Origin of the sequence: Paenibacillus pinihumi DSM 23905 = JCM 16419 (assembly GCF_000422505.1) — a bacterium.
Taxonomy (GTDB): Bacteria; Bacillota; Bacilli; order Paenibacillales; family Paenibacillaceae; genus Paenibacillus_D; species Paenibacillus_D pinihumi.
In genome coordinates this window covers 1-25397 of sequence record NZ_KE383870.1, presented here as the reverse complement: position 1 = coordinate 25397, position 25397 = coordinate 1, and the positions used below count along the sequence as shown (strand labels likewise).

General features: G+C 45.7%; 25 protein-coding genes, 12 tRNA genes, 1 pseudogene and 1 riboswitch. Of the genes and pseudogenes, 3 read left to right on the top strand and 35 right to left on the bottom strand.

The features are described 5' to 3' along the window. The 13 genes from H583_RS37930 to coxB form a co-directional block, all read right to left on the bottom strand. A partial coding sequence (locus H583_RS37930) for an alpha-helical endospore appendage domain-containing protein (RefSeq protein ID WP_483823580.1) occupies positions 1-596 on the bottom strand: 596 nt, incomplete at its 3' end. A gap of 479 nt (positions 597-1075) precedes the next feature. Beyond that, positions 1076-2365 (bottom strand): ABC transporter permease, encoded by a 1290-nt coding sequence (locus tag H583_RS0130515; RefSeq protein WP_028563787.1) that lies wholly within the window; start codon positions 2363-2365, stop codon positions 1076-1078. Next, a complete protein-coding gene (locus tag H583_RS0130510; protein ID WP_028563786.1) occupies positions 2358-3266 on the bottom strand; it encodes an ABC transporter ATP-binding protein in 909 nt (302 codons plus the stop codon). Before H583_RS0130510 ends, H583_RS0130515 begins: the two co-directional genes overlap by 8 nt. 23 nt (positions 3267-3289) lie before the next feature. Beyond that, positions 3290-4192, bottom strand: a complete 903-nt coding sequence (locus H583_RS0130505; RefSeq protein ID WP_036711623.1) for an ABC transporter ATP-binding protein — start codon at positions 4190-4192, stop codon at positions 3290-3292. A gap of 8 nt (positions 4193-4200) precedes the next feature. Continuing rightward, positions 4201-4608, bottom strand: a complete 408-nt coding sequence (locus H583_RS0130500) for a GntR family transcriptional regulator (protein WP_028563784.1) — start codon at positions 4606-4608, stop codon at positions 4201-4203. Between the two features lie 20 nt (positions 4609-4628). Beyond that, positions 4629-5339 carry a hypothetical protein gene (locus H583_RS0130495; RefSeq protein WP_028563783.1) on the bottom strand — a complete coding sequence of 237 codons (711 nt, stop codon included), beginning with the start codon at positions 5337-5339 and terminating at the stop codon, positions 4629-4631. A 231-nt stretch (positions 5340-5570) separates the two neighbouring features. Beyond that, the gene (locus tag H583_RS0130490; RefSeq protein WP_028563782.1) at positions 5571-5930 is read right to left on the bottom strand and encodes a response regulator; all 360 of its coding nucleotides are present in this window, start codon (positions 5928-5930) and stop codon (positions 5571-5573) included. Positions 5931-5952: 22 nt separating this feature from the next. Next, a complete protein-coding gene (locus H583_RS34880) occupies positions 5953-6423 on the bottom strand; it encodes a chemotaxis protein CheX (RefSeq protein ID WP_051237254.1) in 471 nt (156 codons plus the stop codon). A gap of 144 nt (positions 6424-6567) precedes the next feature. After that, positions 6568-6652: riboswitch (cyclic di-GMP riboswitch) on the bottom strand. A gap of 264 nt (positions 6653-6916) precedes the next feature. After that, on the bottom strand, positions 6917-7819 hold the full coding sequence (gene ctaG, locus H583_RS0130480) for a cytochrome c oxidase assembly factor CtaG (RefSeq protein ID WP_036711621.1): 903 nt from the start codon (positions 7817-7819) through the stop codon (positions 6917-6919). A gap of 176 nt (positions 7820-7995) precedes the next feature. After that, entirely contained in the window at positions 7996-8313 is a 318-nt protein-coding gene (locus H583_RS0130475) for a cytochrome C oxidase subunit IV family protein (protein ID WP_028563780.1), read from the bottom strand. A gap of 3 nt (positions 8314-8316) precedes the next feature. Beyond that, positions 8317-8937 (bottom strand): cytochrome (ubi)quinol oxidase subunit III, encoded by a 621-nt coding sequence (locus H583_RS0130470; RefSeq protein WP_028563779.1) that lies wholly within the window; start codon positions 8935-8937, stop codon positions 8317-8319. Further along, entirely contained in the window at positions 8934-10781 is a 1848-nt protein-coding gene (ctaD, locus tag H583_RS0130465; protein WP_028563778.1) for a cytochrome c oxidase subunit I, read from the bottom strand. Before ctaD ends, H583_RS0130470 begins: the two co-directional genes overlap by 4 nt. A 30-nt stretch (positions 10782-10811) precedes the next feature. After that, entirely contained in the window at positions 10812-11855 is a 1044-nt protein-coding gene (gene coxB, locus H583_RS0130460; RefSeq protein ID WP_028563777.1) for a cytochrome c oxidase subunit II, read from the bottom strand. Positions 11856-12403: 548 nt separating this feature from the next. Here coxB and H583_RS34875 point away from each other — a divergent pair. Further along, positions 12404-13189 carry a YhcN/YlaJ family sporulation lipoprotein gene (locus H583_RS34875; protein WP_161631232.1) on the top strand — a complete coding sequence of 262 codons (786 nt, stop codon included), beginning with the start codon at positions 12404-12406 and terminating at the stop codon, positions 13187-13189. A 165-nt stretch (positions 13190-13354) separates the two neighbouring features. Here the strand turns inward: H583_RS34875 and map are convergent, their stop codons facing one another. The 9 genes and pseudogenes from map to H583_RS0130405 form a co-directional block, all read right to left on the bottom strand. Continuing rightward, positions 13355-14113, bottom strand: a complete 759-nt coding sequence (map, locus tag H583_RS0130450) for a type I methionyl aminopeptidase (protein WP_028563776.1) — start codon at positions 14111-14113, stop codon at positions 13355-13357. A 159-nt stretch (positions 14114-14272) separates the two neighbouring features. Beyond that, entirely contained in the window at positions 14273-14458 is a 186-nt protein-coding gene (locus tag H583_RS0130440) for a hypothetical protein (RefSeq protein ID WP_028563775.1), read from the bottom strand. 179 nt (positions 14459-14637) lie between these two features. Further along, a complete protein-coding gene (locus tag H583_RS36980) occupies positions 14638-14784 on the bottom strand; it encodes a hypothetical protein (protein ID WP_154666039.1) in 147 nt (48 codons plus the stop codon). Between the two features lie 451 nt (positions 14785-15235). Beyond that, positions 15236-15976 carry an SDR family oxidoreductase gene (locus tag H583_RS0130430; protein ID WP_028563774.1) on the bottom strand — a complete coding sequence of 247 codons (741 nt, stop codon included), beginning with the start codon at positions 15974-15976 and terminating at the stop codon, positions 15236-15238. Between the two features lie 62 nt (positions 15977-16038). Then, positions 16039-16311, bottom strand: a pseudogene (locus H583_RS0130425) (SDR family NAD(P)-dependent oxidoreductase); the annotation flags it as partial. A 101-nt stretch (positions 16312-16412) separates the two neighbouring features. Then, positions 16413-17000: a TetR/AcrR family transcriptional regulator gene (locus tag H583_RS0130420; protein ID WP_028563772.1), complete on the bottom strand. Its 588-nt coding sequence runs from the start codon at positions 16998-17000 to the stop codon at positions 16413-16415. 188 nt (positions 17001-17188) lie between these two features. Continuing rightward, complete coding sequence (locus tag H583_RS34870; protein WP_051237252.1) at positions 17189-17686, bottom strand: class I SAM-dependent methyltransferase; 498 nt, start codon at positions 17684-17686, stop codon at positions 17189-17191. Between the two features lie 32 nt (positions 17687-17718). Beyond that, on the bottom strand, positions 17719-18948 hold the full coding sequence (locus tag H583_RS0130410) for an MFS transporter (protein ID WP_028563771.1): 1230 nt from the start codon (positions 18946-18948) through the stop codon (positions 17719-17721). A gap of 100 nt (positions 18949-19048) precedes the next feature. Beyond that, positions 19049-19642 carry a sugar O-acetyltransferase gene (locus tag H583_RS0130405; RefSeq protein ID WP_028563770.1) on the bottom strand — a complete coding sequence of 198 codons (594 nt, stop codon included), beginning with the start codon at positions 19640-19642 and terminating at the stop codon, positions 19049-19051. A gap of 459 nt (positions 19643-20101) precedes the next feature. Between H583_RS0130405 and H583_RS34865 the strand changes: the two genes are divergently transcribed. Both H583_RS34865 and H583_RS0130390 read left to right on the top strand, forming a co-directional pair. Continuing rightward, a complete protein-coding gene (locus H583_RS34865) occupies positions 20102-20860 on the top strand; it encodes a MerR family transcriptional regulator (protein ID WP_028563769.1) in 759 nt (252 codons plus the stop codon). A 107-nt stretch (positions 20861-20967) separates the two neighbouring features. Continuing rightward, positions 20968-22227 carry a TraB/GumN family protein gene (locus H583_RS0130390; RefSeq protein WP_028563768.1) on the top strand — a complete coding sequence of 420 codons (1260 nt, stop codon included), beginning with the start codon at positions 20968-20970 and terminating at the stop codon, positions 22225-22227. 507 nt (positions 22228-22734) lie between these two features. On the opposite strand, the gene H583_RS0130385 is transcribed toward H583_RS0130390, so the two are convergent. The 13 genes from H583_RS0130385 to H583_RS0130325 form a co-directional block, all read right to left on the bottom strand. Beyond that, positions 22735-23133, bottom strand: coding sequence for a hypothetical protein (locus tag H583_RS0130385; RefSeq protein ID WP_028563767.1), 399 nt, complete (start codon positions 23131-23133; stop codon positions 22735-22737). Positions 23134-24236: 1103 nt separating this feature from the next. Further along, positions 24237-24315 (bottom strand) — tRNA-Leu (locus H583_RS0130380). A 31-nt stretch (positions 24316-24346) separates the two neighbouring features. Then, positions 24347-24423, bottom strand: a tRNA-Arg gene (locus tag H583_RS0130375). A gap of 15 nt (positions 24424-24438) precedes the next feature. Continuing rightward, positions 24439-24512 (bottom strand) — tRNA-Cys (locus H583_RS0130370). A gap of 12 nt (positions 24513-24524) precedes the next feature. After that, a tRNA-Gly gene (locus H583_RS0130365) sits at positions 24525-24599 on the bottom strand. A gap of 5 nt (positions 24600-24604) precedes the next feature. Further along, positions 24605-24679: transfer RNA gene (locus H583_RS0130360), tRNA-Gln, on the bottom strand. Positions 24680-24707: 28 nt separating this feature from the next. Next, positions 24708-24783: transfer RNA gene (locus H583_RS0130355), tRNA-His, on the bottom strand. 12 nt (positions 24784-24795) lie between these two features. Beyond that, positions 24796-24869 (bottom strand) — tRNA-Trp (locus tag H583_RS0130350). A gap of 9 nt (positions 24870-24878) precedes the next feature. Next, a tRNA-Tyr gene (locus H583_RS0130345) sits at positions 24879-24964 on the bottom strand. A 3-nt stretch (positions 24965-24967) separates the two neighbouring features. Beyond that, a tRNA-Thr gene (locus H583_RS0130340) sits at positions 24968-25043 on the bottom strand. Between the two features lie 22 nt (positions 25044-25065). After that, positions 25066-25138: transfer RNA gene (locus H583_RS0130335), tRNA-Phe, on the bottom strand. A 12-nt stretch (positions 25139-25150) separates the two neighbouring features. Next, positions 25151-25227: transfer RNA gene (locus H583_RS0130330), tRNA-Asp, on the bottom strand. Between the two features lie 40 nt (positions 25228-25267). Further along, a tRNA-Met gene (locus H583_RS0130325) sits at positions 25268-25344 on the bottom strand. Positions 25345-25397: the final 53 nt, after the last annotated feature.

The window sequence follows — 25397 nt, the reverse complement described above, 5'->3', positions numbered from 1 at the left end:
GTGGCTCCCGTTGCCCCTGTTGCTCCCGTGGCTCCCGTGGCTCCCGTGGCTCCTGTCGCTCCTGTTGCTCCTGTTGCTCCGGTCGCTCCTGGATCTCCCGTGGCTCCCGTGGCTCCCGTGGCTCCTGTCGCTCCGGTCGCTCCTGTCGCTCCGGTGGCTCCGGTCGCTCCGGTGGCTCCGGTCGCTCCAGTTACTCCCGTTACTCCTGTTGCCCCGGTTACTCCTGCGCCAGTAGCTCCTGTTGGACCGACGGGTCCACCAGCTGGCCCTGTTGCGCCAGTAGCCCCCGTTGGGCCGAGCAGAGATGGTGCTGCAAAAACGCTATCCAATTTGCTACTCAGAAGTATTTCTTTCTTTACGAGTTCACTCAGTGTACTTTTTACGCTACTGTCAATTGCAAGTAATTCACTGATGGTAGCTGGAACGCTGAGACCCGGTAATGTACCAACCGCGTATTGAATTTTCTCAGCTTCGGCATTGATAACGTGACCCATACCTAGTTCTTCGATTGCAATCGAAGCCAACAACAGATTTAACGCATCGTCCCTTGAAATGGTGATACTAGGAGTAATATTAGGAATATTCGCTTGTGACACCCATTTCATCCTCCCAAATTGTATTAAATCGTTCTGAAATATTAGTATGCGGACAAAATAACTCGGTTCATTAAATTACATAAATAGGCAATCTCGATGTTATCTTTTCCACTCTTACTACCAATAAACAATAACAGCCAGTCACCTAAAACACGTAGGTTTTAGATTGACTGGCTACTAAAGAACTGCAAACTGCTAAGGTTCCATTCTCAGAACGAAATGTAGTCCCCCATCCTTTTACACCATTCTTTTCCTGCTTCAAAAATGATGATTATAAACTTTCCCCTAAAATGCAACAATAACCCAAACTATCTTGACCTTACCTAGTGCGTGATGTTTATAAAATCTACTGGATATTTAAAATTGATCTCAAACATATACTATAATAATCTCAACTATTAATAGATTTGATGTCATCTATAAACATTACTCACAACCGGCATTATTAAATAAAATCTACAAGTGAAGATTCCAAACTGCTACACCTTATAAGCCTTCATTGCTTTGCGAAGCTCCTTGAACGTCGGGCGCTTGCCGTACATCAGGACGCCGGTGCGATAGATTTTAGCCGAAATCCAGCCGAGCACGAAAATCGTTACAGCCAGCAGACCAAGCGTCAGCACGATCTCCCACCAGGCCGGTTCAGTCAGGCCGATGCGCAGGAACATGGCGAACGGCGAGAAGAACGGGATGAAAGAAGCAACCTTGACCAGCGTCGAATCTGCAGCCGTCATGCCGAAGATGCCGATATAGAATCCGACCATCGCCAGCATGGTCACCGGCATCATTGCCTGTGCCAGGTCCTCTGTCCGGCTCACAATCGAACCGACTGCCGCGCACAGTGTGGAATACAGGAAGTAGCCCGTCAAGTAAAAGATCAATGCGTACACATACAGCATCGGATCAAGATCTCCAAAGTTCAAATTCCATCCGGCCAGCAATGCTTTATTATGCGGCAAGGAAACGTTAACCAGGAATACAACGATGTATACAACGATTTGCAGCAGTCCCACCAGGAACATGCCTGTAATTTTACCGAACATTTGCTTGAGAGGCGCGACACTCGTTACCAGAATTTCCATCACTCTGGAGCTTTTCTCTGCGGTAATTTCCGTCGCAATCATCTGGCTCGTCACGAAAATCCCCATAAAGAGTACGATAATCATGGCATAGACGAAGCCCATAGCCAAGCCCTGCTGCTCTACGGTCTTGCCTGTCCCGACATTATCTGTAACAGAGATTTGTGCGGCTTCAATTTGAATGGGCATCAGCAGCAACGCTTTTTGAGCATCTGACAATCCGGCATCCTTAATGACATTCTCGGTTTTGACAGCCTGCAGCGCTGTCCGAAGTGCGCCAGTAATACCGGATTCCATCATGTTTTCCGACTTGTAGGTCACTTTCGGGAAGCCTGTCGCAGCATCTTCCTCCAGCACAATGTATCCTTTGATTTTCCCGTCCTTGATTGCCTGCTTCAGTGCCTGTTCATTGGCATCCTGCGACCCGGCATCCGGATAGGACACCAGTTGAACCTTTGATCCCTCATTGGCCCCCAAATACGCCTTCAGCGGTTCTGCTACCTCAGGAATATTGGATGCGATATAACCGACCTGCGTTGCTCCCTCTTCCGATTTGAATTGCGAAATAATATAAGGAAGATTCACACCGATACTGAGGATAACAGCAATAATGATTGTGATCACAACAAACGATTTGGTCCGCAATTTGTTGCGCAATGTAAACCCGACTACTGCCATAAAATTATTCATTGGACTCACCCACCGATCGAATGAAGATTTCATTTAACGTTGGTTCCAGCAATTCAAAGCGCGTCAGTACCGTCTGTTTCATGGCATGGTGCAGCAGCTCCTGTGCCGTCTCTTCCCGGTCGATCCAAATCGTATACCCGTTTCCCTGCTCCAGCTCCTCTACCTTCTTGACGCCGGCTACGCCCTCCAGTCCGTGGATTGGCACGTCCGCCCCAAGAATAACGCGCTCCCGGTTGAACTGCTTTTTAATTTCCTTCAAGCTGCCCTGAATAACGGGGTTGGACCTGTGCATAATTGTAATATTGCGGCACAGTTCTTCCACATGCTCCATGCGGTGTGTTGAGAACAAAATTGTTTTTCCCCCATCCCGCAGCTCCTTTACCGTCTTCTTCAGCAGCTCGACATTAACGGGGTCAAGGCCGCTGAAAGCTTCATCCAGAATGAGAATTTGCGGGTCATGAATAACCGACGCAATAAATTGGATTTTTTGCTGGTTCCCCTTGGACAATTCCTCGATCTTCATATTGTAATATTCCGAGATATTGAATTTCTCCAGCCAAGCCTTCAGATTGCGGTCCGCATCCTTGCGCGCCATGCCTCTGAGCTGTGCCAGATAGATGACCTGATCGCTTATTTTAACCTTTGGATACATGCCTCTCTCCTCAGGCAGGTACCCCAGCATGCTCAGCTGCTCCTGGCTGTACGGTTTGCCCTTGTACAGGATCTTTCCGCTATCCGGATAGATCAGCCCCAGCACCATACGCATTGTCGTCGTTTTGCCGGCGCCGTTTGCTCCGAGCAGCCCGTAAATTTCACCTGCCCCAACATCAAGGCTGATCTGGTTGACAGCCGTTTTTTCCCCGTATTGCTTCGATACACGCTCCAGCGCTAATGGTTTCATGTGCAGTTCCCCTTCTTGTCCGATTAATAGTCCGTCTTCGTTTCGATCAGAACCTCCAATATATCATCCAGTTCCAGCGGATTTTGCCCGCTCACTGCAATTCCCGCTCCCAGCAGCCACTGCTCTGCGAGACTTGCCTTGCTCGATACAACTCTGATGAATCCGCCGCCCATGGCTCCAGATTTCTCAAAACCCGGAAGCTCCTGCAAACCGGAATGACCAACAAGATCCTGCTCTCTTATGAAAAATGCACGCCAGCTTCCGAGCAGTTCATCCTTCTCATAGGTTCCCAGAATGCGGCCGCCCGCCATAAAGATGATGTAGTCGGCAAGCCGTTTGACCTCATCAATAATATGGGTTGCAATCAGAATCGTCCGGTTCTCTGCCTCCATATATTTCTGAAAAATATCAATCATACGTTTCCATGAAATCGGATCCAGCCCAGACGATGGCTCATCCAGCAGCAGCATTTCGGGGTTGTGTGCCAACACGACCGCAAGGTCGAACTTGCGGCGCATCCCTTTGGACATCTTGCTGAGCTTCAGCTTGGGATCGACCTCGAAAATCCGGATCAAGTCACTGTACCGGTTCACATTCCACGTCGGATACCAGAACTTGATGAAATCAGCCTTATCTGTTCCTGTCATCCAACTTTCTTCACGGTTTGCTTCTTCAGGCAGATAGCCGATTCGCTGCTTGAAAGCAATCTCGGACGCATCATCACCCACTGTCTCTCCAAACCGTTCAATCCGGCCGCTATCCGGCCGGCTGATTCGCAATACTAATTCAAAGGTAGAGCTTTTTCCTGAGCCATTCGGACCGACAATTGCAGTAATATACCCCCTTGGTATTTCCATCTGCAAAGGTCCAAGTATAAAATGCTCCCGTTCCACCTTTACATCGGTCAAACGAATTACGGAATCCATCAAATTTCTCAGCTCCCCCCAGGCTTCTTCTGTTCATTCCGTTTGGCAATCACCTGCTGCAAAATTTTCTCCATCTCGGCAGTTGTGCACTGGACTCTAAGAGCCGCATCGACAGCGGCCTCGAAGGCTGTCACTACAGCTTCAAACCGGTGCCTGTCCCGGTCATCCTCATCTACTTCTGCAACGTAAGTGCCCATTCCCTGACGGGTTCGAAGCAGTCCCTGCGCCTCCAGATCCTGATAGACCCGCCTGATCGTAATAATACTGCATTTGAGCTGCTGTGCCAGTTCGCGGATTGAAGGCAATAACGTTCCCGCTGCTAGCTGTCTGCTCACAATTAGCGCCCGGAGCTGAACCGTAATTTGATGGTACAATGGCTCCGCACTTGTCTCATTGATTTGAATTGGAATCCACACACCATCACCTCATCTTGCGTTCAATTCATTACACGGGCTTTAACCCGAATCGTTATCATCTTCCACCCCGCCAAGACGACAGCCGCTGCAATCAATATTGCCGTGACGGGAATCCACCAGCCCCCAGCCAGTACCTTATCGTAAATAAGCAGGATAGCCGAGAATCCGGATGCATAGCACAGATATACAAGCAGACCGTAAAAAAGGAAATAAGGCAGTGTCGCGATTACAAATACTTTACCGGAGTGGCACAACTCCCAATATACATAAGTTACGCCCATGATCGTCGCATATCCAAGCCAGAATAATGCTTGGCCGGCATATGCCGCCAAGTTCGGGGCATCAAAGAAAATCGATGTCAACATATACTGCAATCCGAAAAAATACAACCAGCCAAGCAGCATGGTAACCATCAAATTAAAGAATCGAGCGGCCACAAACTGTTTAGCAGTAATGGGAAGTGTCCGATATAAAAGCAGCTTCCGGCTAAATGTGTCATCTGACCAATATCGAAAAATATTTTTACTGAAAATGTAGCCCATGTTCGGCAAAACTGAGAAGTAGAGAGCATCCTTCAGCCAATAAATGTTGGGGCTATCCTTGCCAAGATTGGCTAGCGGCATCATAACAACGACCAGATAGGTATAAAACAAAATGTTAAAAATGAAGCCATACCTGTCCCGCTTCATATCGTATTTGAAAATGTGCCAAGCACCTCTCCAGGTGTTCATAGGTTCCTCCTCAAGAGTCATTATACTGTGTATATCGATATACACAGTATAATGACCATATTTAATGCTGTCAACACATTTCATTCGGCAACTATCAATTTCAACTGATTTTGCAATTTCACTTTCGGTGCCGATTCCAGAAATGTACAATTAAAACAGGCAAATAAAAAAATCTCCCATAATATAGGGAGATTCATTCATCGCTTGATTGATCTATGTAAAAGTCCGATCCTAACCCAATACTTTCTGTACAGCTTCTAATACCCGGTCCTTTTGGAAAGGCTTAACGATAAAATCCGATGCGCCTGCCTGGATTGCGCTAACGACCATTTGCTGCTGCCCCATCGCAGAGCACATAATCACCTTGGCTTTGGAATTAATCTCTCGAATTCCTTTTACAGCCTCTACACCATCCAGCTCTGGCATCGTGATATCCATCGTGACGAGATCCGGCATGTTTTCTTTATACTTTTGAATAGCTTCCAGCCCATTAACAGCCTCTGCAACAACCTCGTGACCGGACTCCGTCAAAATTTGCTTAATCATCATTCTCATAAAAGCAGCGTCATCCACTACCATTACTTTAGCCATCCTGAACTGACCTCTCCTTACTTTATGCTGATTTTATGACAAGTTTGGAATAAATATCGATTATACCGTATTCACTCTCAAGAGGCGTGACGACAAAATGCTCCGATGACTCCCCGACTGCGTCCTTCTGTTCAATACTTGGGTGGGAAATGTTAACATCAAGCCCCTGGTTAGAGAATTCGGTTGCAATTCCGCTGACAAACCAGTTGCCAAACTCTTGAATTGCACTCCATCCCATCTCATCCAGCTGCTGGACCTCCATCCCGCCAAACATCCGGCCCACAATCTGCTTTGCTGTTTCTTCATTCATGGTGCAAATAATCCGTCCATCCAGTTGGCCCAGCATTTCGATCTTGACGGCGACATCCTGAACCGCATTAAGCTGGACTTGCTCCCGCAATTCCAGTGTGGAAACAGTCATTCCAAGATAACCGGACAGAACATTGGAACCCACTCGCGATACAGCCTTATAGTACTCCAAGCTCAAAGCCATTCGATCTACACATCCCCTAAATAAGACTAAATACTGTATAACCTCATGATTTAAACCTATTGCAGCTGGAAAAAATAACATAAAAAAAATGCCCTACAAATATGCAAGGGCAATTCGTACGCACTTAAAAAAACATGCATAGCATTGTGCAACCCGGCTGCCATAGCATCCCTGCTTTAGGCCCGTGGCTTTGCGCCCTTAGCTTTCACTAAGTTTGCCCCTTTAGTTCTTAATTACTATTTCTTTTATACTATATATTGGTTCTATATGTCAATAGATTTAGTTTATTGTCGCTTTATGTCTTTTAATGTCTATTTTGAACTAGACCATTTATCCTGGTTTTTCTTAGTTAAATCCAATACGCAATTTCCTTACCGGTTGCGCCGCCACCTTCCCTGAAAAATCACAAAAAAAGTCAGCCAGAATCACTCTGGCTGACTGCTCTCTTCAACCGCCCCGTCACAACAGGTGATTGAAAGTATTTGCAACTGATCTAGCTGCCTGCGGGCTCCGGATTTGGCAGGCTGTCATTGGAGTCAGAATGCTCTCTCTTATACCATTGGAAGAATACATAGGCAAGAATCGTGCCATACATAAACTCCTGAACCAGCTTCATGACGATACCTCCGAGCTGCTGATCCTCGATGATGGGCAAGAAATTAAAGAAAGTCGGCCCTTCAAATGCGGACAGCAGAACACTTGGATCGCCAGAGACACAGTACCCCATCGCGGTAGCCCATACCTGAGGATCATTATACGTTGCATACATCGGTGACTCCGCAAAAATAATCAGTCCGCAGGCTGGTGTGAGGAGAACTCCGTTAGCAAAAATATAGCCCATTCTCTTCACATCAGTAAGTCTTGCCCATTCCTTGACCGGACAAAGGATTTGCCACCACATCATAAAGGCGGCAACCAGCATCGCCAGGTAATAAATACGGTGGATAGTAAAGTTGACCATCACAAAATCATGGACAACTGGAATGTGATAAATCGAAAATAGTATGTTGAACATCAGCAGCGTAAGCATCGGATTCATTAACCATCTGAAAGGGTTCCAAAATGATGCCGAAAATACATGTCTCCAGACAAATGCCGGAATGCCAAGCAGCATCAGCGGCGGAACGATCAGATACGTAATGGACATGTTCGTCATATGGAAGGTGAACGTCAGATGCCCCAGCAGCTCAATAGGGCCGCCCTGACACAAATAGTACAGGGTTATCCCAAGCACGAACCAGAACTTGCTCTTGGCGCCTACCTCGGGTTCTAACGGGTAATGCTTCTCACGCCATGGCCCTACGACATAAAAATATAAAATCGTCAGCGCGGCACAAATGAAAAATACAATTGGGCTCCACAAATCCTCGAAGGTAAAATACTCCAGACCGAGCATGATGGATTTTTCCCCCTTTATCTATCGTAAACGGCCGCCGCTGCCTTTGGCGCAAGCCCCGTTTCGTAATCAAGACCAAGTTACATGTGCACTACAGCTAAGTTTCCTTATTCCTTTAAAAGAGAGAGGACGGCCACACATAGCGACCGCCCTCTTGAAACTGGTTTAGGCTAAGTTTACCACCAAACCCAATATTCTGCCATGACAACCATCGTAAAGACGACGAAAACCCCTGTCAAAATTCCAACGATGGCATACATATGTCCGCGATCCTTCATATGCATCCAGAACGCCATTTGGATATAAACTTGAATCCCTGCCATGACGATTAGCAAGATGTACGTAAACATTGTGTTGACTTCACCGGCAATAACTGTTGCAAAAGCAAGCAATGTCAGTACAAGTGAGAAAACATAAGCAATAATATGCTTTTGCGGGCCTTCGACCTTATGCCGACGACCTTGCTGCTCCGAAGCGGAATGGTTGCTTGACATGATTTAGCCCACCTTTCCCATCAGGTATACGACTGTGAAAATGAACACCCACACGACGTCAATAAAGTGCCAGTACATACCGGCAACATAAACCTTAGGAGCCGTTACAACGTTTAGGCCCTTCCTCAGTACCTGGAAGATAAGAATGGTAATCCAGACGACACCAAAGGCCACGTGGGCTCCGTGGAAGCCGACAAGCGTGTAGAACGATGAACTGAAAGCGCTGGTCGTAAAGCCATGGCCTGCATGTACATAGTGAACGAACTCATAAATTTCCAATCCAAGGAATCCAAGTCCGAGCAATACAGTAACTGCGAGCCAAATCAGCATCGGTTTGACCTGATTTTTGTGCATCGCCTGAATGGCGAATACACTTGTCAAGCTTGAGGTAAGGAGGATAAAGGTAGCTACAGCAACAAGACCCAGGTCAAACAGCTCTTGTGATGTAGGGTTTCCGTCTCCTACCTGATTGCGAAGTGCAAGGTATGCTGCAAACAAAGTACCGAACAATACGGTTTCTCCGCCAAGGAAAAGCCAGAAGCCAAGTACTTTATTGCGGCCTTCAAGGGTGGCTTTTTCCGGCTCGTGCGGAAGCTGACCATCTACATGTGAATGTGCGCTCATGCTTTTACCCCCTTGTCCTTCAGTTCTTCCGGTTCAATATGGAACCCGTGATCATCAAATATCGATCTCAGGAACATACATCCAAATGTGATAAGCAAGCCTGCGCCTGCGATAATGTAATGGCTGTACATCAGACCGAAACCGGTAATGAACAGGCCCAGAGACATTACGAATGGCAGGATTGATGGTGATGGCATATGGATTGGACCAATCGGCTCAGCCGGTGTCATTCCTTTATTGCCATCCATTTTTTCTTTCCAAAGCGCATCATATCCGCGAACAAGCGGAGTTTGCAGGAAGTTGTATTCCGGTGCCGGGGATGGGATCGCCCATTCCAGCGTACGGCCGTCTTCCCAAGGATCTGCTGCAGCATTCTTCGGCTTCACAGCTGTAACCACAATATTGATCAGGAAGATGATCGTACCGATACCCATCAGCAAAGCACCTACCGTACTGATCAGGTTCATCAGATTGAAGTCCAATCCGTCCTGGTACGTGTAAATACGGCGCGGCATACCGAGCAAGCCAAGGAAATGCTGTACAAAGAATGTCAGATGGAATCCGATGAAGAATGTCCAGAACGTCAGCTTGCCAAGACCTTCGCTCAGCATGCGTCCGAACATCTTCGGCCACCAGTAATGCAAGCCTGAGAAAATACCAAGCACAAGACCACCAACAATAACGTAGTGGAAGTGGGCAACTACAAAGTAAGAGTCATGATACTGGAAGTCAGCAGGTGCAGCCGCGAGCATAACGCCGGTTACACCACCCATTACGAATGTAGGAACAAATCCTACTGCGAACAGGTTGGCCGCTGTGAACTTGATAGAACCGCCCCACATCGTGAACAGCCAGTTAAAGATTTTGATCCCGGTAGGAACCGCAATCAGCATCGTGGCAATGGAGAACAACGCATTCGCAATAGGCCCCAGGCCTACTGTGAACATGTGGTGAGCCCATACCATGAATCCGAGGAAACCGATCAGCACGGTTGCAAACACCATGGAGCTGTATCCAAACAGACGCTTGCGGGAGAACGTACTGATAACCTCGGAAATGATACCGAATGCCGGAAGAATCAGTATGTATACCTCAGGGTGACCGAAAATCCAGAAGATGTGTTCCCAAAGCACAGCGTTACCGCCGTTTGAGACTTCAAAGAAATTGGCGCTGAACAGGCGGTCGAACATCAGAGCGACCAGACCTACTGTAAGAGCCGGGAATGCGAACAGGATCAGCGCGGATGTAATAAACGCCGTCCATGTAAACATCGGCATGCGCATGAAGCTCATTCCAGGCGCACGCATGTTGATAATTGTAACCAGGAAGTTAATACCACCAACGAGCGTACCGATACCGGCAATCTGCAAGCCGAGTACGTAATAGTCTACACCGTGGTTTTGGCTGTACGTATTGGTTGCAAGCGGAACATACGAAGTCCAGCCTGCATCAGGAGCTCCGCCGGTAAACCAGCTGATATTCAGCAGCAAGCCGCCAAAGAAGAACGTCCAGAAGCCAAGGGCATTAACAAAAGGAAAAGCTACATCGCGAGCTCCGATTTGAAGCGGAACAATCGCATTCATAAGAGCAAACAACAGCGGCATTGCAGCCAGGAAGATCATCGTCGTACCATGCATTGTCAACAATTCATTATACGTATCCGGGCTAACAAAGTCATTGAGCGGCTTCCACAACTGGAGCCGGATCAATATGGCCTCGAGACCCCCGATCAGGAAGAACAGTCCCCCTGCAATCAGATAAAGAATCCCGATTTTTTTGTGGTCAACCGTTGTCAGCCAATCCATAAGACCGCTGTAACGTTTAACGGTATGTCCGTGAGCCAAGGTTGGTACCCCCCTTATAGTACTGTCATATTAATAGTCCAGCTTTTGCTCAGACAGATATTTTGAAATTGCATCGATTTCCTGCTCTGTCAGTTTGACCTTAGGCATATGGTTGCCCGGTTTAACTTCTTGAGGGTCGGTAATCCAGCGCTTCAGGTTCTCATAAACGGTGCCTTCGTTCGCGTACTTCGCATCGTCCGTGTTCATGAGGAATCCTGCTACAGCTACGCGGTCACCCATACCTGTCAGGTTCGGATACAATTGCCCGCCCTTGTCACCAATCGCATGACAAGTCAAGCATTCATTGATAAATTTCTCAGCAATTGCCGGATCGGCAGGCATATCAACCGGAGACTTCATTGCTGTTACCCAGCGTTTAAAGGAAGCCTCGTCCACCGCTTTTACTTTAAAATCCATGTAAGCGTGTGAAGGACCACACAGCTCAGCACACTTACCGTAGTATACGCCCGGTTTGTTCGCTTCAAAGTACATGCGGTTTACGTTCCCGCCAGGGTTGGTATCGATTTTACCAGCCAAAGCCGGAATCCAGAAAGAGTGGATAACGTCTGCTGTCTTGGCTTCAATCGAAATAATTGTATTCGACGGGATAATCATTTCCTGAGCTGTTTTGACTCCGAAATCAGGATACTCAAACTCCCACCAGTATTGGTGCGATGTAACCTTAATCTGGATGGCATTCTCATCATTGCTGTAATCCTTGGCTAGTCCAAACACTGTCTGAATGGTTGGAACACCCAAAATTACAAGCAGAACAAGCGGAATAACCGTCCAAATAATTTCAAGCTTGTGATTTCCCTCTACCTGTTCTGGAATCTTGTTATCGCCCGGACGTCTGCGGAAACGAATCAGAACATAAATGGCAATGGCAAACACGACAACGACCACCAGCACCATGATCGAGATCGACAATTTCATAAGTCCGAATTGCTGTTCTGCTACAGGTCCTTGCGGATTCAGCGTGGACAAGTCCTCCCGCCCGCATGCTGACAATAGCAGCGACATCATGGCAAGAAGCGGCAAAAGCCGTTTCACTACATGCCACCGATTCATCATTGATCTACCCCACTTTTGACTTTTTCTACAGTTGCATTAGCATAATCACCAGTGTATGTACTTGCCGTTACTCAAGCAGAAATATAAGCGCTCTCCCATAGCAGCGCACAAGTGCCCATATTTCTTTTGAGAGTGCGGCGTGAAGATTTTAGATACCGCTTGCACCGTAGGGCACATAATAAAACGGTACCTTCTCTAAGATGGTGACCTGCGATTTTTTGCATTTCATGCTGCCTGATCCAACTGGCTTTTCATGCTGCAACTGTGCGGTTTTACTCGTTTTTACACATTCCTGCAAACTAAATCACTTATTAAATATAAAGTTGTAGCAACTTTTTGTCAATGTTCCACAAACAATTCACAAATTGTTCTTAAAGCTGCGTAGACAAGCTTTTTTTTGTTATTTCATTTTGACCAAAAAGCGGTTGAATTAAACTTCATTCTACATTTTTCACCAATAGTATGGTCGATTATGTATTTCCTGTCTGCGCATATTTCAGCGCGCTCGGCAAAAGCTAATACCAGCTGAAATTAAGGAGGTTCGCCGCATGTTCTTTTTACGATGCTCTAATAACAACCATAAAAAATGGCTCAAGGGAAGCTCTGCATGGCGCAGCACCCTCCTGCTGCTTCTGGTTCTGCTGACTTCCTCTTTGGTGCTGGGCGGATGCAATTATACCCGGAGAGTGCAGGACAGTGATTATGATTACGGCTCCAGGCAAAAGGGAGATCCAAAAATGATCGGTCCGCGTCTTTACGGTTCACTGACCGGCAAGCCGGACCAGCATGACAACAAATATTTCGAATACAGCTCGATGCTATCCAGGGAAGTCAGCGGCATTAATGGTGTAGCTACAGCCCTCGTGATGCTGACAGATAAAAATGCGTATGTAGGCATTGCACTGGATTGGACTGCTGTTGGCACCAAGAAGACAGGCGGCCGGGATGCCCGGGAGCAAAACAACACCGGAACCAATGAAGGCACCTATAATTACGACAATGGCTCCCCTTACTATAATAATCAGAAGCTGATTACGCCTTACAACTCTTACTTTTCCGTGAATGATACGAATCAGCTATCTGGAAAATTGAAACAGACCATTGCCGTTAAAGTCCGCAAGCTGGTTCCGAGGGTGCAGGAGGTTCATATTTCCGCCAATAAGGAGTTTGTAAATGAGATGGTGGACTATGCCAAGGAATCTTGGGCCGGTCATCCATTAACCCCATTAACAGGTGAATTTAATACCTTTGTGAAGTATCAATTTGCCGACGGCAAATTGATGCCGCAATCGGTGCATGAATTGAAAACCATCGGTCCCAAACCCAACCGGTAAAGAAGCCTTTGTCCCACTGCTTTCATCATGATGCGGCATTCGTATCTGTTTTTGGATAATCTGTAAAAAGCCCGCTCAATCAGCGGGCTTCTTGTCTTGGAAGTGGACTGCTCCGTCTCTCTGACCATGAGAAACGCCGCAATCAATATATATGAAGCATTGGTTTTAACCGTTCAAGTTCTGTTTCGTCAACAAAATCGGATCGCCACGTGTAATTGCAATTGTGTGCTCATACTGGGCTGTTTTACTGCTGTCCCAGGTTTTGACCGTCCATCCGTCTGTATCTGTCCATACTTCAATTCCGCCAGCAGAAACGATAGGTTCAATTGTAATGACCATTCCTTCTTCAAGCAGCAGACCTGTGCCAGCCTTGCCAGTATGGTAAACATCCGGCTTCTCATGAATTTTCTTGCCAATGCCATGCCCAATAAAATCAGGAATGACTTTATAACCTCTCCGGGTGACAAAGCTCTCTACAGCGTGACCAATGTCACCGATGCGGTTCCCGGCTCTTGCTTTTGCTATGCCTCTATACAAAGCCAGCCGCGCTGTCTGCATTAATGTTTTCGTTTGAAGGCTGGTCCGTCCCACACCATAACTCCATGCCGAGTCCGCAAGCCATCCGTTAAGATCGGCTACCATATCTATCGTGACCACATCGCCACTCTGAAGCGGCTGATTGCCTGGAAATCCGTGACAGGCCACATCGTTGACAGATGCGCACGTTGCATAGGGAAAGCCCTTATAGCCCTTCTGAGCCGGCTTTGCCCCGTGTCGTCTCATAAACTCCTCTACAAAAGCATCGATTTGCAGCGTCGTTACACCCGGGCTGATTTTGCGCCTGATTTGCTGATGACAGGCCGCCACAATTTTCCCGGCTCTGCGTATTTGGTTGATTTCTTCATTTGACTTGAGCTTTCCCACCCGTCAGGCCACCTCCGGCAGTTGCAGATTATCATTCACAGTATTCTGAACTTCTGCAAAACATTCCTGATGCAACTGCCCAAAATATACATACAAAAAAACCCTGCCCACAATGTGGCAAGGCTTGTCATATACAGGTTGTTTGACGAATCGAATCCGTTAGCTGACTGAATTTATCTTCCCGAGTTCGTTCTCCACAACGGAAGTCAATTCATCCTCATATCCTCCCGTAATCCGGTATTTACGGATATATTCACGAACAAATTTTCTCGGATCTTTAGGTTGAAAAATTCTCGTGAGTTCCTTCAGACTGTCCTTGACTTCATTATGGCTTCTCTTGGCCATGAAATCCCCTCCCATATCTTGGTTGGTCGTCCTAAATCCATTACGAGAATGCAGCGCATAAACGCCGTCGTAATCTTCCTTTAGCTCAAGCAATCCACCCGGTCAGGCTACTCATGGTTCAGCCAGATATTCGGTTCATATTTATTATACCATTATGATACGCAAGAGAAAAGACAACGTTACTCTCCCTTATCCTTCGATTGCGATTTAGATAGCGGACGGTCGGAAGACGTATTGGATACCATGCGCATATAAGCAACGACTCCGACGACGGCCACTATTATTCCGAATATTATAAGCAGCCATGTTATCCATCCTCCTACCATAGTTCAGCCTTCCCCTCCTTTGCCTCCGTTCTGTTATATAGGGCTAATTATATCCAAAAGACACCTCCGTTTCAAATACGCCGCTTGTCTCCTATTTTGGTGCCCGTTATTTGACAGCTTGCTTTCTTCAGATACAAATGATTGAATTGAATACACTCCCATAAAATATAGTTATATATCCAATTTTTATATTATACCGCTATGTACTGTGATTCTCAAATGATAAAGATCACAACATGATGATTTGCGTTTAATTGAGTTTCTTCTATTAATATAGAAGATCGGATGGACGCCTTCTGCTGTAGGCAGCTAATTACTCCATTCTGGCCGGAAGATACCGGGTGCAAAAACAATAAATGACCAGCGTTAACCCATTGAAGCCGGGATACTGCTGGTCATCTGAAGCCAGATCTGGGCCGCTATATTCCGGTCCGTCTTTGACTGCTATTTCTTATATAAACCCGCCATTGACACGCAATGTTTGGCCAGTTACCCACTTGGCCTGGTCACTCACCAGAAATTCCACTACATTTGCGATATCATCCGGCTCACCTAATCTTCCAAAGGCATTTAATTTTTTCATGCCTTCGATTTGCTGCTCTGTCTTGCCTACATTGAAGAGCTCTGTATTCACCGGACCCGGTGCGACCGCATTGATCGTAATTTGCTTTGGTCCGAATTCCTTTGCAAGCTGTCGGGTCAATTGCTCTACCGCTCCTTTGGTAGCTGCGTATACACTATAGGCCGGGAACATGGCACCCGTGACAGAAGTGGAGAAATTGACGATACGCCCTCCTTCCTCCATATGCATCATCGCTTGCTGGCAAGCAAACAAGGTTCCTTTTACATTAATTGCAAAATGCTTCTCATAATCATCCTCAGTCACTTGCAGAAGCGGTTTGTTATTCATAATCCCTGCATTATTGACCAGAATATCAACTTTGCCGAATGCCGCCAGCGTTTCTGCAAACAATGACTCTACATCACTTACTTTGCTCAGATCGCCTTTGATCGCTACCGCTCTGCCGTTCTTCTCCGTAATTCCCTCTACGACTTCATTCGCCTTGTCCGGACTGCTGGAGTAATTGATCACTACGCTGGCTCCGAGATCTGCCAGCTGTTCAGCGATGATGCGTCCAATTCCTCTTGATGAACCTGTAACAACAGCTACTTTTCCTTCTAATTGTTTCATTTGTTCTTCCTTCTTTCTTTAATATTGTTTAGGTTTCAGCAATGAAGCCAGGCCAATCCGGTTCATGAATTCGATGCGCAGCTCTTCGGACACAGACCGTCTTGCTCACGGCGCATATGGGGGAGTACCGCCTGATTGACCCGATGTGTACCCAGCACATTAACATCGTACGCGGCCATTATTTCATCTGTGGAGAATGCCTCCACCACTCCAGTTACAAGATGGCCTGCGTTATGGACAACCGCGTCAATTTTGCCCTGCTGCTCCAGCACACATGCTACTGCAGCATTTACCGATTCCTGCGATAAAACATCCAATTCAATGGGGATAATCTTCGAATTATTTGCGGTTTTGCCGTTAAATTTCTGATTCCCGTGGAAGCACCTGTCACAAGAATTGTAAGTCCCATCTTCAACTCTCCTTCTCCCTCAAATTTTCAATGATTATTATGAATACCCGATTCGAACAAGTTCATAATATCGTGAAACTCTTCATAAATAGCCGGGTTGTCCCACTCATAAGCATGGCCAGGGTGATGAAACCGTGAAGTCGCGTAGAACAGGGAACGCGCTAACCGTTCCGGATCTTCAATCTTCATCTTGCCCGCTGCAATAATGGATGTCATATGCCCAATGATCTGCCCGATATGCTGCTCAATCAGCGCGCTGGATTCCATCGTTACTTTCGCATACATGGAAAACAGCTCTCCATCTTTTCTGGCATAGTGTTGCTTTAACTCCATTAAGGTTTGCAAATATAATCTTAGATGCTTAAAACCTTCTTCGCTGTTTTTCGCGCTAATCTCTGATAACGGCTTGATGATTTTCTCCTGCAGCCATTCCTCAGTAGCGGCTTCCAACAACTCGTTTTTATTTTTGTAATAACGATACAAAGTGCCTTGGCTGACTTTTAATGCTTTTGCAATATCCGTCACAGATGTCCTGGCCACACCGAACTTTCTTAACGTTTCTTCAGCAGCTTCAAGAATCTGTTCTTTGGTTAACTGTATTGGAGATTTGTCCAATCTGTCGTCACCTCCTGATCATAAGGTAACATATTCACTATTAAATTACAAATATTATTTTTTGTAATTTAATTTATGACTAAACATCCTCAAAAAAAGCCCATCAGGTATTATCCCAATGAGCTTGAATTCCTATTATGTTGCCGGGCAAAGAGACGAACCACCCGACCCGATCTGATTTTCCGTAATTACTTCTCCGCTCCCACCATAAACATGGGCGTAGAACGGCTCAATATTTGCTGGCCCTCATCTAGCACACGCTCGTTAAGCTCTTCCACTGTAAACACTTGTGCAAAGCCGAGCCCCTTTAATACCTTAACATCCCATGCCGGACACCATTCATGAGTCAGCGGAAGCAGCTTGCTCAAACGGCCAGACTCCTCCCAATCCTCATGCTGCGGCGGCTGCCCGAATCCGCGGTCTGCATAGGCTTGAAGATCCTCTTCATATTTGCGTCGCATCTCTTCGTCTACAAGATGACGATTCCAGTTCGCGTCAAAAATAAGCAAGCGTCCGCCCGGCTTAAGCACCCGATGCCATTCTTGATATGCTGCCTCCAGGTCGTCTAACGTCCATGTAACATTGCGGCATACAATAAGATCAAATTGATCTGCATCAGAACCATAACGATTATTGCTGCAATAGTCTGGCTCACAATCAGCTTTCTCTTCCTTACAGAGAGCCATCCGTCATGGCTCGATTTTCTGTCTGCTCGTCATTATAGCGGTTTCCGGATCGAATTCTGTTTCAAAATCCGGATGACCTTTTCTGAACTAAACAGCATAAGCAGCACAAAAATTAAGACAACCGCCGGAAACAAATTAATATCCGTATAAGTTGCCAGCAATCCGAATAACAGAGGAAGCAGTGTAGAACCGCTGTAGGCAACTGCCATTTGATACCCCATCAGTTTTGCTGAATTTTCTTTGCCGAATCTTGTTGGGGTCTCATGCAGCAATCCCGGGTAAATCGGTGCGAGTCCAAGGCCGATCAGAATAAAACCGATTAAAGTGATTTGATTAGGCAATGGTAGGAGCAACAGGATGCTTCCGGCAACAGCTGTTAATTGACCTGCCAGGATCAGCATCCGATTATTAACTTTCAGTGTTATGAATCCGGTAATAAATCTCCCCGCCGTAATCCCGCCATAGTACAAGGAAATCCATCCGGCAGCCGTCTCCGCCGTAATATTTCTGGCTCCTACGAGAAAGCTTGCCCCCCAGAGTCCCACCATTGTTTCTACACCACAGTACAATAAAAATGCCAGCAGCGATATTTTAACTCCCTTAATCTTAAGAGGGTGCTGCGAGCCCGCTGCCAATGCATGCTCCGTTCCTGAACTGGTCAAACCAGCCGCGGGATCAGCTGAATCAGATGAATGTCCGGATTGATGCAAACGTGCAACCCGCTTCCACAGCGGCAGTGTAACGAGCAGAAGAAAGACAAGACTGAATTGGATCATGGCCACCGCTGCATAGCCATCCCTCCAAGAATGATGGACTGCAATATAATAGGACATCATTATGGGTCCCATTGTTGCCCCCACACCCCAGAAGCAGTGCAGCCAGCTCATATGATGGGCCTTGTAGTTAGATGCCACATAGTGGTTAAGAGCGGCATCAACAGCCCCGCCCCCAATACCAAGAGGAATTGCAAGCACCACAAGCCATCCCAATGATGGTGCAACTGAGAAGCCAAGCAGCGAACCAGCAGTCAATACGCAGCTAAACAAAGTCAGTTTGCCTGTGCCCAATCTGCGAATCAGGCTTCCGCTGGAAAGACTCGATACAATCGTCCCTCCTGCTACGATCATCGACAGCATTCCCGCAGACTCGAGCGAAGCCCCAATCTCCGGATGTATAACCGGCCAGGCAGCACCCAATAAAGGATCGGGGATACCCAGACTGATAAACGATAAGTAAATGATAACGAGAAACCATGTAGCCATCCTGTCATTCCTTCCTTAATCTCATAGCTGATCTTTAGTCGCAAGTGTGAAGCCCCGATAAGATAAGCAATCCCGGGAATGCTTTAATTAAAAGGCCAAGCTAGCTTTCTTCCCGCCAATATTTTTTGCTGTCATCCTCTGTGATTTCCCGGATAACTCTGCACGGATTTCCAGCAGCTATAACACCGGGAGGAATGTCCTTCGTGACAACACTGCCGGCACCAATGACCGAATTATCACCAATCGTGACGCCAGGAAGAACTGCTACTTGTGCCCCAATCCACACGTTATTCCCAACATGGATCGGATATGCATATTCCAGGCCCTGATTGCGCTGCCCGGCATCCAGCGGGTGTCCTGCCGTGTAAAAACCGCAATTGGGTGCGATAAACACATTGTCTCCAAACGTTACCTTTGCCCCGTCCAGTATGATGCAGTTATGATTGGCATAAAAATTTTCGCCAATTTCAATGTTGTAGCCATAATCACACATAAAGGGCTGTTCAATTAAAAACGAACCTGCGGTTTTGCCGATAATTATGCGGATCAGCTCCTTGCGCTTCTCCAAATGAAACGGCGGCAGCTGATTATATTCATAGCATAAAGCTTTACACTGGTTGCGCTCTTCAATTAATACCGGATCATAATTGGCGTCGTACAGCAGGCCGTTGGCTGCCTTTTGCTTCTCATTCATGAAGTCCACTCTCCATCAAGTTTTGTAATGTCATTGTTGTACTCCCCGCCTTAGCACGGCACGGCAAACCTTAACTTTCAGGTCCTGCACATCGCCCTGCTCATCCTTTCTTCCGCTTATCCCTGTCTGTAGGCATACATCGTCCTCAGACATGAACAAAACAGCTGCATGATAACATGCTTTTATCAAAGCCTTGCCTATGGTTCTGAATATAGATTATTACGAAACGAAATAAATTGAAATGCATAATACCGTTGCTACATGAACTATACTGCCATCAATCCTGGGTATGAAAGATTGCCCTGATGATAAAAAAACGCCCAACGGGCATGCACCCGATGAGCGTTATTAAATCATAGCATCCGGTTAAATTAGTTATCAATCGGACCTTATTCTACAAGTTCAAAATATGCTTGCCCATAACGTTACGTCATGGTCTATACTAGTGCTAGAAAGGGGTTGAAACAGATAAGTAAGACGTATTATACCATTGGTTCACTCGCCAAACTAACCTCAACAACGGTACGTACACTTGATTTTTATGATCACAAGGGATTACTCAAGCCAAGCGGCCGCAATGAACAGGGCCACCGGACTTATAACGATGAGGATTTGTTCCGTCTCCAACAAATACTGGCCTTAAAATATTTAGACCTCTCCTTGGATGAAATCGGCAAGTTTTTAGAGCAGGGGGGCAAGGATTTTAAAACCTCTCTGGAAGTGCAATACGAGCTGCTACTGAAGAAACAGGAGCATACCCAGCGCATTATAGCTACGATTGAACGGGTAAAAGCAATTGTTAAGGATAACGATACAATTGATCCCCAGCTTATTATTCTGATGATTCATGCTATTCAACAAGAAGGAGAGTTGAAGCAGTGGCTTTTTGACCGGCTGCCGGATGAATTCGTAGAGTCTATGTTTGTGAGTGGAGCAAATTTGGAACATGAAATCATGATTGTATTTAATAACCTGCTCGCCATGTCCAAGCAAGGGCTGCAGCCGGAGCATCCGCTTGTTCAGGAGCGTGGACTTGTTCTGAAGCTGATACTCAATAGGTTGCTCGAACAACCGCTAGAGGCGCTTGGGAAGAGCGAAACAGGAAAAATTCTGATGGGAATGGAGTTTCCAAGTAACTTTCAGCCGGACTTTATAAACTACTTGCTTGAAGTGTTTCGTCATCTGATGATTCATTCAAAGGAAGGAGAAGGTGAATGATCATAATTAAGGTCAAAAAGTTTAATCCGAAAGGCGTCCTGAATGGTCATTCAAAAATTATCCAGCCCACTTTGTATTATCCCAACTAGAAGGAGTTGTATATACAGATGAAAAAACTAATCGTTTCAATTCTTTCCCTAGCTTTGCTTACATCGGCATTCTCTTCTATTCAAGCAGCAGATAAATCCTTGTCCGTACGGCTAAATGGCGAGCAAATCCAGTTCGGCAAGTCTGCGCCGATTGTAGAAAAAGGGGTTACGCTCGTACCGATCCATCCTATTCTTGATAATATGGGGATAAAAGTTAAATCGAATGAAGCAACCCGCACTATTAACGGTACCAAAGAGGGCCTCTCCTTTTCCCTGCAGATTGGCAGCACTAAAGCAACTGCAAATGGAAAAGCAGTTCAGTTGGATGTAGCGCCTAAACAAACCGGAAATGTAACCTATGTCCCGATCCGTTTTGTCGCTGAAGCTGCAGGCTATCAGGTTGCCTGGAACCCATCGCTGCATGGAGTCACCCTTACCTCCAAGCAGCAATCTGAAGGGAGCCGCGGTTTTCTATGGAAAATAGAAAATAAGGGCAACACGGTGTATCTGCTTGGTACAATGCATCTAGCCGATGAAAGCATGTATCCGCTTCGTCCGGAGATTGAGAATGCATTCAACACTGCTGACTACTTGGGCGTAGAGGTGGATCTTATGAAGGGCGCTTCTGAGGAATCAAAGAAACTGATAGCGGATTTGAGTGTTTATAAAGACGGAACAAAACTGCAGGATCATATCTCCGCAGAAACATATAAAAAAGTTACAGCATTCTTGAAAGAACAGGGACTTCCGGAAAATACCTTCGATAACTTTAAGACTTGGTTCGTCGAGAAACAAATCCTTTTTATTAAAAGTTCACAAGGCGAGCAAAAACAGGATATGGGTATTGATAGGTACCTGATGGAAAAAGCTTATAAAGCTAAAAAGCCGGTTATTTCACTGGAGAATATGGAACTCCAGTTTCAGGCGATGGACAACTTCTCTGACTCGCTGAATGAAAGGCTGCTGCTGCAAACTCTGGAGCCAGGTTCTCCGAACCCGCCTACTCCAGATGTATCAGTAGATGTTTTGGCTAAAATGTGGAGTGAGGGCGATTATAACGCCTTGGCTGAAGCGGCTAAATTTATTGGCTTTGATGCTGAATGGGTTAAAGCCAATATGGATGACCGAAATACAGCTATGGTCGAAAAGATTAAAGACTATTTGAACAGTGATAAAAAAGAAACGTATTTTATTGGAGTTGGATCGCTGCATCTGCTGGGTGACATGGGTATGGTTACATTGCTGGAGAAGGAAGGCTTTAAGCTGGAAAGACAGTAGCACTTATATAATCATTGTTCATGACACGACAGGGCTAACCGTTAGGTTGGCCCTGTTTCTTTATTTAGCTAAGAGATTTTTGTCCATACGGATGCTAAGGTAGCATAATAACGATAAATCACACTGTCACGTCCGGATCGCTAAATGGCAAGCTCATAACTATTGAGAAGGACAAAACCAGGAACAACGCCGTCATTCATTCCACCCTTGGGTATTTAACGCCTAAAGAATGCAAACGTATGTATCGCAAAACCGTCTAATTCTCTCGATTCTTTGTGTCTACTTTATTGATAGAGGTATAATATGAAAATTTATATCTAATAAGATGTGTGGCAAGCTTGTATTCGGTTAGGATTCTATAACCGAAGCGGGATTGAATGGAGAGTGTTTCATTAAACCAGTACTGCTTGTACAAATTTGAGCAGATAACCAAACAAGCCCTGCTGACCATTGAAGGTTAACAGGGCTTGTTTGGTTTGTCAGTATCATATTCTGTAATATAACTGCCTAATTAATAAACCCTCCCCATTTACCAGTCCATGAGAAATTCAATGTTCCACTGCGAGCAGAATTGTCAACATTCGTTACTGATATGATGTAAGAATCCGAGGCAAGAAGATTAGTAAATTTACCAGATGTACTCGATTGAGTTAACACCTTTTCAACAGATTTTCCGGTATTCCCATTGGTTAGCTTTACTTTTATATTCCAATTTTTATCTTTGATATCCTTTATACTAAATTCAACTGTTCCTTTTGAATCAACATCTAGATAAGACCAAACGTTCGCAGATGAACCATTTTGGGCTAAATTAAAGTTTATAGAATATACTTCAGCAAAGGCAGGCATTGCAAAAGAAAACACCATTAAAACAGAAAGTAGAGTCATAAATATTTTCTTTTTCATAGGTATTCCTCCCAATTTCGTTTTAGCTTTATAAAACGCGTTTTAATCCTTGCTACATCCTTAAGATTTCCCTGTAGTTAAAACCAATTTAAGTAATAAAATCCACCTTCCTTCTTTTAATTACATATTATTCAAATAAAACATTACACTATGTCCTGATATTTTACAATAATAACATTTCGATAAATTCCAAACATTTCGTACTCACTCAGATTAGTAAAAAATACTAATTCCTGGAGAGTTAGCGGGTTACGAGAACATTGGTTAGAACGTTGTAATTTATTGAATAAACAAATCTTGCAAATTAAAACAACAGTAATTCCTTCCGCGAGAATTCCAAAGCCAGGCGAGAAAGAACATGACTTGATGAAAAGCCTAAGGCTAACTACTAACGACTCAGATGAACTAATTCATATGAATGGATTATCTTCAAATGGTTAGAAAGCATCTACAACTAAATTGAAGATCACTGTAGTTCATTGATTTTTATCTACAGTCTGAAAAGGTATTTATAAAAGTCGACTCGATTGATGCGACCAAACTATTGGATGAATATCTAAAGCCTGAGTGTAGTTTTTATTTATAAAATACAACCAACTAGAAAATAGGTGAGTATTACGAGAAAAGCGAGGGAGCATCTGAAGGCAAGCCAACTTTCGTGAAGGGCGAGCGGCGTACTTCGATTCCTTGTTGAGAGAGTGCAGAAAAAAAAGGATTTATAAAACTCGTTTTTGCTGTTTATCGGGATTCACATTTGCCACCGCTGCGTAAACTTATACTTCTGGTCATCAAGCTTATGAGAGATCGAATTAAGCTCGATTACATCACTCAAAACTTCCCTCTTCTTTTAAAGAAGCATAATTTTCGGAGAATCAGATATCATGAACTGCACCAATAGCTCCGCAAGTTTGCTGGTAGCAAATGGTGTAGAGATGAAAGAGGTACAAGATGGCTTGGTCATAGTAATTACGCAACCGCAAGCCAATTCCCATATGAAGTAATGTTCGAAGGTTTCAGCAGCTACTGCACTGATCGAGGGTTAACTACTAAATAAAAAAAGTTCATTAGATTAATATCTAATGAACTACTTTGTTTTGAGTTAATACCGGCGAGAGGACTCGAACCTCCACGGTTTCCCACTCGATTTTGAGTCGAGCGCGTCTGCCATTCCGCCACGCCGGCAAGTTTAAAAATAATTCTAATAAGATGAAAATGGCGTGCCCTAAGAGATTCGAACTCCTGACCTTTTGATTCGTAGTCAAACGCTCTATCCAGCTGAGCTAAGGGCACATATTATAGTGGTTATGGAGGCGCCACCCAGACTCGAACTGGGGGTAAAGCTTTTGCAGAGCTCTGCCTTACCACTTGGCTATGGCGCCAGGTAAAATTTATGGAGCGGAAGACGGGAATCGAACCCGCGACCCTCGCCTTGGCAAGGCGATGCTCTACCGCTGAGCCACTTCCGCATAAATGGCTGGGAATCTAGGATTCGAACCTAGGAGTGACGGAGTCAAAGTCCGTTGCCTTACCGCTTGGCTAATTCCCAACATGGTTAATTTTAATTTTCAAAAAAATGGGGCGATCGATGGGACTTGAACCCACGAATGCCGGAGCCACAGACCGGTGCGTTAACCCCTTCGCCACGACCGCCATAGAACTGATTGGCAGGGGCAGCAGGAATTGAACCCACACTAACGGTTTTGGAGACCGCTGTTCTACCTTTAAACTATGCCCCTAAGGTAAACTGGTGGAGGATGATGGATTCGAACCACCGAACTCGGACGAGAACAGATTTACAGTCTGCTGCGTTTGGCCACTTCGCTAATCCTCCATGTGGTGCCGTCGAGAGGACTTGAACCCCCAACCTACTGATTACAAGTCAGTTGCTCTACCAGTTGAGCTACAACGGCAAATATACAATTTTCTTCAAGGTGGCTCGGGACGGAATCGAACCGCCGACACGAGGATTTTCAGTCCTCTGCTCTACCAACTGAGCTACCGAGCCAAATGATGTAAATGGCGGAGCTGACGGGATTCGAACCCGCGGTCTCCTGCGTGACAGGCAGGCATGTTAGGCCTCTACACCACAGCTCCACATTATAAGTCCCGGAATTTCTCCGAAGGTAAAACAAATTGGTTGCGGGGGCAGGATTTGAACCTGCGGCCTTCGGGTTATGAGCCCGACGAGCTACCGGGCTGCTCCACCCCGCGTCGTTAATTACTTTATATGGTGGACGCTGACGGGATCGAACCGCCGACCCTCT

Coding starts and splice junctions, on each gene's coding strand:
- H583_RS0130490 (WP_028563782.1), bottom strand. CDS start 5,930: ATGGCTAAAGTAATGGTAGTGGATGACGCTGCTTTTATGAGAATGATG.
- H583_RS0130430 (WP_028563774.1), bottom strand. CDS start 15,976: ATGAAACAATTAGAAGGAAAAGTAGCTGTTGTTACAGGTTCATCAAGA.
- H583_RS34875 (WP_161631232.1), top strand. CDS start 12,404: ATGTTCTTTTTACGATGCTCTAATAACAACCATAAAAAATGGCTCAAG.
- ctaG (WP_036711621.1), bottom strand. CDS start 7,819: ATGCTCGGTCTGGAGTATTTTACCTTCGAGGATTTGTGGAGCCCAATT.
- H583_RS36980 (WP_154666039.1), bottom strand. CDS start 14,784: ATGGTAGGAGGATGGATAACATGGCTGCTTATAATATTCGGAATAATA.
- H583_RS0130385 (WP_028563767.1), bottom strand. CDS start 23,133: ATGAAAAAGAAAATATTTATGACTCTACTTTCTGTTTTAATGGTGTTT.
- H583_RS0130470 (WP_028563779.1), bottom strand. CDS start 8,937: ATGAGCGCACATTCACATGTAGATGGTCAGCTTCCGCACGAGCCGGAA.
- H583_RS0130410 (WP_028563771.1), bottom strand. CDS start 18,948: ATGGCTACATGGTTTCTCGTTATCATTTACTTATCGTTTATCAGTCTG.
- H583_RS34880 (WP_051237254.1), bottom strand. CDS start 6,423: ATGGCTTTGAGCTTGGAGTACTATAAGGCTGTATCGCGAGTGGGTTCC.
- H583_RS0130510 (WP_028563786.1), bottom strand. CDS start 3,266: ATGAAACCATTAGCGCTGGAGCGTGTATCGAAGCAATACGGGGAAAAA.
- H583_RS0130390 (WP_028563768.1), top strand. CDS start 20,968: ATGAAAAAACTAATCGTTTCAATTCTTTCCCTAGCTTTGCTTACATCG.
- H583_RS34870 (WP_051237252.1), bottom strand. CDS start 17,686: ATGGCTCTCTGTAAGGAAGAGAAAGCTGATTGTGAGCCAGACTATTGC.
- H583_RS0130495 (WP_028563783.1), bottom strand. CDS start 5,339: ATGAACACCTGGAGAGGTGCTTGGCACATTTTCAAATACGATATGAAG.
- H583_RS0130505 (WP_036711623.1), bottom strand. CDS start 4,192: ATGGATTCCGTAATTCGTTTGACCGATGTAAAGGTGGAACGGGAGCAT.
- H583_RS0130405 (WP_028563770.1), bottom strand. CDS start 19,642: ATGAATGAGAAGCAAAAGGCAGCCAACGGCCTGCTGTACGACGCCAAT.
- H583_RS0130475 (WP_028563780.1), bottom strand. CDS start 8,313: ATGTCAAGCAACCATTCCGCTTCGGAGCAGCAAGGTCGTCGGCATAAG.
- H583_RS0130515 (WP_028563787.1), bottom strand. CDS start 2,365: ATGAATAATTTTATGGCAGTAGTCGGGTTTACATTGCGCAACAAATTG.
- coxB (WP_028563777.1), bottom strand. CDS start 11,855: ATGATGAATCGGTGGCATGTAGTGAAACGGCTTTTGCCGCTTCTTGCC.
- H583_RS0130440 (WP_028563775.1), bottom strand. CDS start 14,458: ATGGCCAAGAGAAGCCATAATGAAGTCAAGGACAGTCTGAAGGAACTC.